Source organism: Bacillus sp. JJ1764 (assembly GCF_036962145.1).
In the GTDB taxonomy this organism is placed as follows: Bacteria; Bacillota; Bacilli; order Bacillales; family Cytobacillaceae; genus Neobacillus.
The window spans coordinates 28,019-37,917 of record NZ_JBALNY010000080.1 but is presented as its reverse complement, the minus strand read 5'-3'; the positions used below and the strand labels follow the sequence as shown (position 1 = coordinate 37,917).

11 protein-coding genes are annotated in these 9,899 nt (G+C 37.9%); 9 read left to right on the top strand and 2 right to left on the bottom strand.

Translation table 11 applies throughout. The annotated features are described in order from the left end of the window. Positions 1 to 838: 838 nt before the first annotated feature. From V7083_RS12665 to V7083_RS12655, 3 genes are read left to right on the top strand one after another with little or no spacing between them, the layout of a single operon-like run. A complete protein-coding gene (locus V7083_RS12665; protein ID WP_335478228.1) occupies positions 839 to 988 on the top strand; it encodes a cytochrome c oxidase subunit 2A in 150 nt (49 codons plus the stop codon). A gap of 21 nt (positions 989 to 1,009) precedes the next feature. Then, a complete protein-coding gene (locus V7083_RS12660) occupies positions 1,010 to 1,486 on the top strand; it encodes a cytochrome c oxidase subunit II (protein WP_335478226.1) in 477 nt (158 codons plus the stop codon). Beyond that, a complete protein-coding gene (locus V7083_RS12655) occupies positions 1,486 to 3,141 on the top strand; it encodes a b(o/a)3-type cytochrome-c oxidase subunit 1 (protein ID WP_335478224.1) in 1,656 nt (551 codons plus the stop codon). The genes V7083_RS12660 and V7083_RS12655 overlap by 1 nt, the downstream gene beginning before the upstream one ends. Before the next feature lie 18 nt (positions 3,142 to 3,159). On the opposite strand, the gene V7083_RS12650 is transcribed toward V7083_RS12655, so the two are convergent. Then, positions 3,160 to 4,053 carry a DMT family transporter gene (locus tag V7083_RS12650; protein WP_335478222.1) on the bottom strand — a complete coding sequence of 298 codons (894 nt, stop codon included), beginning with the start codon at positions 4,051 to 4,053 and terminating at the stop codon, positions 3,160 to 3,162. A 212-nt stretch (positions 4,054 to 4,265) separates the two neighbouring features. Between V7083_RS12650 and V7083_RS12645 the strand changes: the two genes are divergently transcribed. Next, positions 4,266 to 4,400 carry a hypothetical protein gene (locus V7083_RS12645; protein WP_335478220.1) on the top strand — a complete coding sequence of 45 codons (135 nt, stop codon included), beginning with the start codon at positions 4,266 to 4,268 and terminating at the stop codon, positions 4,398 to 4,400. Positions 4,401 to 4,419: 19 nt separating this feature from the next. On the opposite strand, the gene V7083_RS12640 is transcribed toward V7083_RS12645, so the two are convergent. Next, on the bottom strand, positions 4,420 to 6,783 hold the full coding sequence (locus tag V7083_RS12640) for a nitric-oxide reductase large subunit (protein ID WP_335478218.1): 2,364 nt from the start codon (positions 6,781 to 6,783) through the stop codon (positions 4,420 to 4,422). Positions 6,784 to 6,999: 216 nt separating this feature from the next. Here V7083_RS12640 and V7083_RS12635 point away from each other — a divergent pair, with 216 nt between their 5' ends. Genes V7083_RS12635 through V7083_RS12615 form a run of 5 tightly spaced genes read left to right on the top strand, consistent with a single transcriptional unit; the run spans position 7,000 to position 9,751 of the window. Further along, entirely contained in the window at positions 7,000 to 7,692 is a 693-nt protein-coding gene (locus V7083_RS12635) for a Crp/Fnr family transcriptional regulator (RefSeq protein WP_335478216.1), read from the top strand. Between the two features lie 31 nt (positions 7,693 to 7,723). After that, the gene (locus tag V7083_RS12630) at positions 7,724 to 7,957 is read left to right on the top strand and encodes a DUF2249 domain-containing protein (RefSeq protein ID WP_335478214.1); all 234 of its coding nucleotides are present in this window, start codon (positions 7,724 to 7,726) and stop codon (positions 7,955 to 7,957) included. A gap of 17 nt (positions 7,958 to 7,974) precedes the next feature. Next, positions 7,975 to 8,181 carry a DUF2249 domain-containing protein gene (locus tag V7083_RS12625; RefSeq protein WP_335478212.1) on the top strand — a complete coding sequence of 69 codons (207 nt, stop codon included), beginning with the start codon at positions 7,975 to 7,977 and terminating at the stop codon, positions 8,179 to 8,181. 12 nt (positions 8,182 to 8,193) lie between these two features. Further along, a complete protein-coding gene (locus V7083_RS12620) occupies positions 8,194 to 9,438 on the top strand; it encodes a hypothetical protein (protein WP_335478210.1) in 1,245 nt (414 codons plus the stop codon). Between the two features lie 13 nt (positions 9,439 to 9,451). Further along, entirely contained in the window at positions 9,452 to 9,751 is a 300-nt protein-coding gene (locus V7083_RS12615) for a metal-sulfur cluster assembly factor (protein WP_335478208.1), read from the top strand. Positions 9,752 to 9,899: the final 148 nt, after the last annotated feature.

Below are 9,899 nucleotides of genomic sequence, written 5' to 3'. Positions count from 1 at the left end.
GTCTCTCCAGAACCGTACTCCCACAGGACGTTGATTTTCTTCCTAGAATTCGCCCACGCACGAAGGAAATGCGTTAGCATTTTCGAGGAGTCTTCGCACCTTCCGCTCCAATCAACAGAGTGTAAAAAATCTACACTGTTCTTTAACATAGCCTAATTTAAAGATATCATTTCCATATTATGTAATTATATTCAAATAGAATAAACGTTCCCCTTTATCTAATAAAAAAAGCTTCCCCATGTGGAGAAGCAAACGTTTTGAAGGTTGTTGTTGTGCTCCTTCATTATATAGTAGTATGGCCTTTTGAGCATTAGATAAACTTTTCCAATTGATCGTTCACACAAAAAAGCGCCTGAACCAGGTAACTGTAGGACCTACTTCTCAGGCTGCTTCTGCACTTCAATGATAATTTTATTATTTACTATGAATCCGCAAATCTTGCAATTCTCCTTTTTATCATATAACAGTCTGCATTTTTCACAATAATACTTTTCCATCCTAACCACCACTTCCAAAGAAAATCATCATCCCTTTTTTTATTCTATTAGTACCTATACTGTTTTGTGACAGAACTGCGACAAATACAGTTTGTGAAATGATTATCAATTACTTTTATCACAGGAGTCCTGTGATAATTCACATTTCATTCACATTTCACCTCTGATATATGTGATATAAATCACTGTTGAATCAAGTTTTTATCATTAACATAGTAGATACATAAAGAATGAACAATTTGTGAACTTTGGATTTTCATATTTTTCTTCCACAATTGTTTTGTATTATGAAAGAGAACTTATTTAATTTATTTCCAAAGATCTGAAAGGAGTGTAAGGGGATGGCAAAAGCGGAGTTAAAAACAAAACAAAAAACAGAAGTAGAAGACAGTTCTTCATTAAAAGGGACCATGGCATCCGTTTTCTTTTTGGGACTTTTCATAATTGTTACTTGGTTAAGTGTCTACTTCCTATTTGTAGAACGTTTTTAATGATCGAAGGAGGAAATCATTATGCATATGCATAAGCTAGAAAAAATTTGGCTGACTTTCGGAATCAGCTGCCTAGTTATTTTCTTAACAGTAGTAGGGGTAAGTGCCTTCTATCTAGGTAATAAACCACCAAGTTGTTTAACAACGATAAATCCTGAAAAAGTTGATCAGACCAAACCATTTGATAAGCCCGGACTTCATAAGGTTGAGGGAAAAGAATGGGATTATGAATTAGTGTATGTTGCTCAAGCATTCTCTTATAATCCAGCACAAGTTAAGATCCCGCTCGGAGCTAAAGTAAAAGTGATCGCTACAACAAAGGACGTTATTCACGGTTTTGAAGTGGCTGGCACCAATATTAACATGATGCTGGAACCTGGCTATGTCAGTGAATATACAACAACATTTGACAAGGCAGGAGAATATTTAATCGTTTGTAACGAATACTGTGGTTCCGGCCACCATTTAATGTTCTCGAAGATTGAGGTGGTTAAATAATGCTAAAGACTACAACAAACGTAAAAGTTGACCCACGCGATGCGAAGCTTTCAATGGCACACTTCTTTGTTGCTTTCACAGCACTTGCACTCGGTGGTTTAATGGGCCTCCTGCAGACTCTTGTCCGCTCAGGCAAATATGAACTACCCGGCGGTATCGGCTATTATCAAATTTTAACCGTTCACGGGGTGATGATGGGCCTTGTCTTAACAACATTCTTTATTATGGGTTTCCAATATGCTGCTGTCAGCAGAACAGCCGGCACACATTCTCCTGCTGCCCGACGCACAGGCTGGATCGGTTTCTGGTTAATGACCATCGGAACGGCTATGGCTGCAACAATGGTCCTGCTTAATAAAGCTTCTGTCCTTTATACGTTTTATGCACCACTGCAGGCTCACTGGATATTCTATCTAGGTATGACACTTGTTGTAGTTGGAAGCTGGGTTGACGGTGTTGCTCAAATCATGACCTATGCCAGATGGCGTAAGAACAATCCTGGTAAGCCAAGTCCGTTATTAAGCTTTATGGCGGTGATTAATACTGTACTTTGGATTGTAGCGACGCTTGGTGTGGCTGCGACGGTATTATTCCAATTACTCCCATGGTCACTCGGATTAGTAGACAGAGTGGATGTTTTAGTTAGCCGTACATTATTCTGGTATTTCGGTCACCCACTTGTATATTTCTGGTTGTTACCTGCTTACATGTGCTGGTATGCAATCATTCCAAAAATAATCGGTGGAAAAATTTTCTCAGATTCATTAGCACGTCTATCATTTATTTTATTCTTGCTTTTTTCTATACCGGTTGGTTTCCATCACCAATTAACAGAGCCGGGAATTGATCCTTCATGGAAGTTTTTCCAAGTTATCTTAACGTTTATGGTTGTAATTCCATCATTAATGACTGCCTTCTCTCTGTTCGCAACGTTTGAGAGATATGGTCGCTCTAAAGGGGCAACTGGGTTACTTGGCTGGTTCAAAGTTTTACCTTGGAATGATGCTCGCTTCACAGTTCCGTTTATCGGGATGGCATCGTTCATCCCAGCGGGAGCTGGCGGTATTATTAATGCATCAAACCAAATGGACCAAGTTGTTCATAACACTATCTGGATTACCGGACACTTCCATTTAACAGCAGCAACATCAGTTGTTTTAACATTCTTCGGAATCTCTTATTGGCTGGTTCCACATTTAACAGGACGCAAATTAACAAAAGCAATGAACAAATTAGGGATTATTCAAGCATGGGTTTGGTTTATCGGAATGTGTTTCATGTCCGGTGCTATGCATATTCAAGGTTTGCTTGGCGGCCCAAGACGGTCATCATTCTCAACTTACGGTGGCTCAAAGCAGGCGGCTGAATGGATTCCTTATCAAATCGCTCAAGCAGTTGGTGGAACAATCCTTTTCCTTGGGATTATCCTAATTCTAATTATTTTTATAAACCTCGCCTTCTTTGCTCCAAAAGGAGAAGAAGAATTTCCGGTTGGCGAAGCAGAATCTACTGAAACGTCTGCACCAATGGTATTTGAAAACTGGAAATTGTGGCTTGGTATTGCGGCTGCCCTAATCCTGTTTGCCTATACCATACCATTTATTGATATCATTCAAAATGCACCAGTGGGCTCAAAAGGCTTCAAGACTTGGTGATGAATAAAGGCATCAATCTCATTGGATTGATGCCTTTTGCTTTTTCGGCAGGTTAATGATAACAACAGAACCCAAGATTATACATGAACCGATTGCCTGAATAACCCCAAAGCTTTCCTTATATAAAAAGACACTTAATAAAGTGGCCACAACTGGCTCCATAGTGGCAATAATCGCCGCTTTACTACTCTCAATCTTTTCAAGACCCTTTGTATACAATAAAAAGGCAATAACAGTCGGAAAAAGTCCAAGTCCAAGTCCATAACCCAGTACTTCCACATTCCCTAATAATTCTGCTTTTCTCCATAATCCCGTTACAGGTATTAAGGAAAGTGCTGCAACCAAAAAGGTATAAAACGTCACCGTAAAAGAATGATATTTTACTAAGGCAAACTTACCAAAGATACTATAAAGTGCATAGCCAAAACCAGCTCCCAGCCCAATCAGGATTCCTGTTGTATGAATGGAACCAGCATCCCTTTGACTGACCCCTGCAATTAAAAAGCAGCCTAGAATTGTACCCATCACTGAAATTATTTTAAGCAAATCCATTTTCTCTCCTAAAAAAACTAATGAGAAAACAGCTACAAATGCTGGTGCCGTATATAAAAGTATGACCGCCAGTGATAGATTCATTTCATTAACAGAAAAAAAGAAACACCAATTAAATAAGACAATACTTAAAATGCCAGTTCCTATAAACAGCTTTATATCCTTGATATGAATCCTCATTTGCGGCCGATATTTTACTAAGCCAAAAATGCCTAGTATTAACGCTGCAATCACCACTCTGATTGTTACGATTTCCATTGAGGAAAAACCGATGCTGTTTAATTTTCTTACAAAAATAGCAATTCCACCCCATAGGGATGCACTGATTAAAATCATAAAAATGGGTATAATCCGTTTCAACTTTTTTCGTACCCTCCTTTTGCTTTCCCATTTTATCATATTTATATAAAATGTTCTGAAAAAAGCAAAAAAGGGCAACAGTGGATTGACTCATTCGTAAAATAAGTAATAGGCTAAAAGTTTTAATAGACCTTCTACAACTTAAATTTTAGTACATCTTGGCATCGCACTTCCAACATGGTTTTATGAATAAACGGCTTAGGAGGACAGACATGAAAGAATTAGTCGGCTCATGCAAGGACTGTGGAAAAGATGTATATTGTTTGGATGGATTCTTCAATGGGATTATTACGGAAGATAAAGAAATCTATTGCTTCGATTGCCATGAAAAAAATCCGCTAAGCTAAGCTTCGCGGATTTTTTATGTTACTCTTCATCAATAGATAGATCTCTAATTGGAAGTTTTTCTTCTTCCTTATGAGTTGGTTTTCTTAAATTAAAGAATGCTTTAATACAGAATAGCACTAAGATTAACACACCTATTAAGAAAATGGTGTCAGGCACTGCACGCCAGGTTAAGATAGTCTGAACCACATCCTGTTTCAAGAAAGATGAAGAACGGCTTGCGGCATAACCATGATCAAATGCTTCTTTCATTTGCATAATGCCGACTGGAAGCAAGGAGAAGAATACCATTCCAGCTAGACCTACATTCAACATGATACAGCTGATTTTTATCCATTTATCATTCCAAGCTTCTGGCTTCACAATGTTTCGAAGTGTGTAAATAAGAACTGCACAAGCAAACATCCCATAGACACCCATCATTGACCCGTGGCCATGTGTTGGAGTTAAGAATTGACCATGTTCAAAATATGATACTGCCGGCAAGTTAATTAAAAAGCCTAATACACCCGCACCAACTAAATTCCAGATGGCTACAGAAATTAAGAACCAGAATGTGCCTTTATAAGGGAAGTCTACACCCCCATCACGCATCATCTTATATTGTTCATAAGCTTCCAAGATCAATAGAGTTAATGGAATTACCTCGAGTGCTGAGAATACAGCGCCAAGCCCAATCCAAACTTCTGCTGAACCGTTATAGTAATAATGGTGGCCAATTCCGATTACACCACTGCCTAATAGCAGAATTAATTGGAAATATAATTGTCTAACCGTTGATTTTTTCGTCACTAAACCTAGTTGTACTAATAAGAATCCAATCACTACGACTGCAAATACTTCAAAAATACCTTCTACCCAAAGGTGGATAATCCACCAGCGCCAATAGTCAGCAAAGGTAAAGCTGGTATCAGGATTAATAAATAATGCAAAGATATAGAAAGCAGGTACCGCAATAGCAGAGTAGAATAGCAAGTGGATAAGTCCACCCTTATCTGTTTCTCTTTTAAGCCCTGCTTTTACACCACGGAACACAATGAAAAGCCAAATTAACATACCAACAATTAAGATTACCTGCCATACACGACCAAGTTCAATATATTCCCAACCGGAATGACCGAATAGGAACCATTCGTTTCCGAGTTTCCCATTGGCACCTAGCCATTCACCGACCATACTTCCGCCAACAAGAACTACCAATGCCCAGAATAAAATATCCACTAGTAAGCCTTGTTTCTTCGGCTCATATCCACCTACAAGTGGAGCCACATAAATCCCCATACCCAACCAAGAAGTAGCAATCCAGAAGATGGCAAGCTGTAGGTGATAGCCTTTTGTAATATTAAATGGTAGAATGTCATGAATCCATTTTATGCCAAAGAAGCTGTCCGGCTCGATATAATAGTGAGCTAGTAAAGCACCAAACATACATTGAACAAAGAACAAGATCGATACAACTGTAAAATACTTACCTGTTTTAATTTGTGAACTAGTAACAGGAATTTTCCGTAAATCAATCCGTGGGAAATTCCCTTCTTTATATGCCTCAACCATGCCAAATTTATAACGATGGAAGAAATATAAAATAACCCCTAGCATTAGAATAAACAGAGTGATGCTTGCCCCGCTCCACCAAACTGCTGAAAATGACATTTTGTTTCCTGCATCTTCATAATAAGGCCAGTTATTTGTGTAAGTAATTTTATCACCTTCACGGACTGTACTTGAAAGCCATGCTGTCCAGAAGAAGAAATCAGAAATTTGTGTAATTTGATCACCTTTAGCGACATAGGCACGATGATCCTTTGGCATATCAGAGTCTTTTATCAAGTTAGCCTTTAATCCCCAGTCGTCGCCTTTAGTGAAAACTTGTTTATAGTAGGTTTGAACTTGTTTAAGTCCATAGCTTTGCGCATTCGTTAACTTTAAAGTCTCTTTACTGCTATCATAGCGATTCTTACGCATTTCTTTGATGACTTCAGCTTTTATCGCAGTTTGTTGACCATCATCTAGTTGGGCAAACCTCTTACTAAATTCCTGATTTGCCTTATAATCTTGCATTCCTTCAGTATATATCTTTAAAGACTCTGCCGTGTAGTCAGGGCCCATATATGAACCATGTCCCAACACCGTACCATAATCCATTAGCCCATATTTTTGCCAAACCGCTTGGCCGCCCATTATGGTTGCTTTTGTAAACAAGACGTCCCCTTTTTCATTTGTGACTTCAAGAGGTCTTGGCGCTTGTTCCTTGAATATCCAATAGCCACCGCCCAATAATACGGTAAAGCTTAGTAGAATTGTAACAATTAAAATGGATTTTAAAAGGGCGTTTTTATTTTCCTTCACCACTTTTTTCGTGGGTTTCCCCCGTTCGATTTCCATACCAGAATCATCCTTTCGTTTTTGTTCACATTTGTATTGTAAATGTCAAAGGCCTAATACATAGTGAAGCACCTCATCTAAACCATGTGATTTTCCTCACACCATTGAGAATTATTTTCAATCAACGTTCCATCTATGACGTAGGTCACATTTTTCCTGTGATATGACTGCTAAAATGAGAGTAATCAATATTTAATAACACGAAGGTGATGTTTAATGAAACAAGAGGATATTGAAAACAGATTATCAGAAGTTCCCTTATTTAAAGAGCTATCCAAGGAAGAACTTGCTCCAATCATAAAAATTGCGCAAACCCGATTCTATAAACATAAAATGTATGTTTTTATGCAGGACGATCCACTTGACCGAGTTTTCTTTATTCATAGTGGTAAAATCAAAATTTATAAAACGGATCTATCTGGTAAAGAACAGATTGTCTCCGTTCTCGAACCAGGTGAAATGTTTCCACATGCTGGATTCTTCCGAAAGGGGAATTATCCTGCCCATGCCGAGGTGATGGAGGATGCAAATTTAATCGTAATCCCCATCGATAAATTCGAAGAAATTTTAATCACTTACCCGGAACTATGCATAAAGCTATTTAAGGTATTGGGCGAAAAAATTATCGACCTGCAAGGAAGATTAGAAGCCCAAGTTCTTCACAATACTTATGAGCAAATAGTTCTTCTACTAATCAGGCTTTGTAAAACTAATGCTGAAAAGGCTGGGGACCTATATAAGCTCTCCACACCATTTACCAATAGAGAATTGGCCAATATGATTGGTACAACCAGAGAAACAGTCAGCCGGACTATTAATCATTTAAAAAAGAAACAATATCTGCTCCAAGCAGAAGACGGAAATTTTATGATTGACCGTAACGCTTTACAACAAGAATTATTTTTATAACCAAATCAATACTAAAAAGGTGGAGAAAATGATGGAATCAAAAGTTATTGAGTTAGATGTGCGTGAGGATTTAAAAAATAAATTGGAACCATTTCAAAAAATCATGGAAGCTATTAAAGATTTAAATAAAGACGACACCTTTATACTCCATGCACCATTTAAGCCTGTCCCGCTATTTGCCGTTATGAAAGCAAAAGGATTTATGCATGATGAAGAAGAAATCGACAAAAAACATTGGAAGGTAACATTTACGAAGAAAAACTAATGAAGGAGTGGTAATTTATGATCTTAGATAATCGCGGCTTAGAACCTCCACAGCCGATGATGCGGACCTTGGCTGCATTAGAAACACTAAGTGAAGGTGAAACCTTAACCATTATAAATGATCGGCGCCCCATGTTCCTTTATGAACAATTAGAGGAATTAGGCTATAAACAAAAAACTGAACAACAATCAGACGGAAGTTATAAAATAGAAATTTTCTGTTAAGAAGGTGATCTCATGGTATCGCAAAATTTAGGAAGCGAAACAAATATTAAGCTGCCTTTTTCCTTTATCTTATTTAGCTTAGTGGCTCTCATTACTTCACAGATTATATTATTAGTGAATGGACAATTAATGTCCGATGGCATTTTCCGTATCCCGGCCATTTGGTCTGCGGCACATCTCCTCATATTAGGATGGGCCTTAATGGTGGCAATGGGTGCGATGTATCAACTGGTGCCAGTAGCGTTTTTAACAAATATTTGGAATGAAAAATTTGGATTTTTTCAGTTTGGTGTTACAGCTGTAGGAATAACCTCGTTTGCGGCAACCCTTTACTGGTCACCACAAAATACAGTCATTCCTGGGATCCTTACTTTAGTAGGCATTTTAATGTTCCTTTTCCAAATGCTGATGACATTAAGACTGCAAACCAAACCAAACATCCTGACCGCATTTGTTGGAACCGCATTAGTATGTTTATTGCTCACCATTTCACTAGGTATTACGTTAATCTATTGTTTAAAAACTGGTCACGGTTCACAATACTATCAAGCATTCTTTAAAAGCCATTTACTATTGGGACTTGCAGGTTGGTTTACACTGCTTATTTTCGGATTCTCTTATAAAATGGCCCCTATGTTTGCCCTTGCCCATGGTTTCCCCATGGTTCAAGCAAGATTTGTTTATAGCATTTATGTTGCCGGACTGATCTTAACAGCTATTTCGTTTTTCAATGAAAACTACTGGCTATTAAAAGTAGGATTTTTTCTTTTACTTGTTGGTTTTTCAACCTTTAGCTGGCATATAAGCATTATTGTAAAAAAACGGCTAAAGAAGAAGCTGGATAAACCTTTTTCGTTTGCATTAGTTGCCATTTTGTTTGGAAATATCGTCCACTTAGCTGCTCTACTTTTATTATTTAGCAGCCATTTCTCTGAAAATATCGCACCATTAGTTTATTCTTACATCTTACTGTGGATTATCCTGAGTATTATTGGCTATTTATATAAGATTGTCCCTTTTCTTTGGTGGACCCATAAATACAGTAAGGAAATCGGCAAAAACAGGGTGCCAACATTAAAGGAAATGATGAATGAAAAACTGGTCCCACCTGTTTTTTCAATCTTCATTGTCGCTGTGATCATTGTTTTCATTGCCTTATTATTGAAAATACCGATGCTATTTAATGTGGGTCAATTTATCCTATCAATCGTATTAATCATTATTGCCTTTAGTATCTTTAGAGTCTTAAAAAAATAACGAGGTGTTTATCATGAATTTAAAAGAACAGGTTCTTGAATCACTAAAAAGTGTTTATGATCCAGAATTAAGTATTAATGTAGTTGATTTGGGATTAATTTATCATGTTGAAATAACAGAAGAAAATGATGTTACGGTGACAATGACTTTAACGACACCAGGCTGTCCGCTTCATAATAGTATTACGAACGGTGTCCGTTATTGTGTTGAGGGTATTGAGGAAGTAAGAAATGTAGAGGTAAATCTGGTCTGGGAGCCTGCTTGGTCTCCTGAGAAAATGACTCCGGATGGAATGAGATTATTAGGACGTTAATAAGAAAAGCGGATGATTCCTTAATGGGAACCTTCCGCTTTTTTATTCTACGTTTTTTCAATTAGGTCGTTGATTTCCGCTCCAGGCACTTCGCTTTCCGCGGGCGTGACGGGGAGCCTCCTCAGCGCTAAAGCGCCTGCGGGGTCTC